Source organism: Pseudidiomarina fusca (assembly GCF_032227045.1).
Lineage (GTDB): Bacteria > Pseudomonadota > Gammaproteobacteria > Enterobacterales > Alteromonadaceae > Pseudidiomarina > Pseudidiomarina fusca.
The window spans coordinates 1-278 of record NZ_JANFPJ010000031.1; the positions used below are offsets into that span (position 1 = coordinate 1).

Sequence of the window (278 nt, forward strand, 5' to 3'; positions counted from 1 at the left end):
GACAGGCACAGTTCCCAAATGAAAAACGTCTCGACTTGTTCGATTATCGTCACCAGACTACGGTAACCAAGCGCCAAATCAATGGGTTACTCGACTTTAGCTTTATTGATGAGCGCCAAAATGTGATCTTTATTGGCCCGCCGGGCGTGGGCAAGACCCACTTGGCCATTGGGATCGGTCATGAAGCAATCCAAGCTGGATATAAAGTTTTGTTCAGAAACGCATTGACGCTGGTAGAGGAACTTGAGCTTGCCGAAATGAAGGGAGAGCTCAAAAAG

The 278-nt window shown here is 47.5% G+C and carries 1 protein-coding gene; it reads left to right on the top strand.

Annotated features, from left to right (window positions below):
* Positions 1–278: ATP-binding protein (locus tag NOG12_RS11665; RefSeq protein WP_313933344.1), on the top strand; the 278-nt coding region annotated here is incomplete at both ends.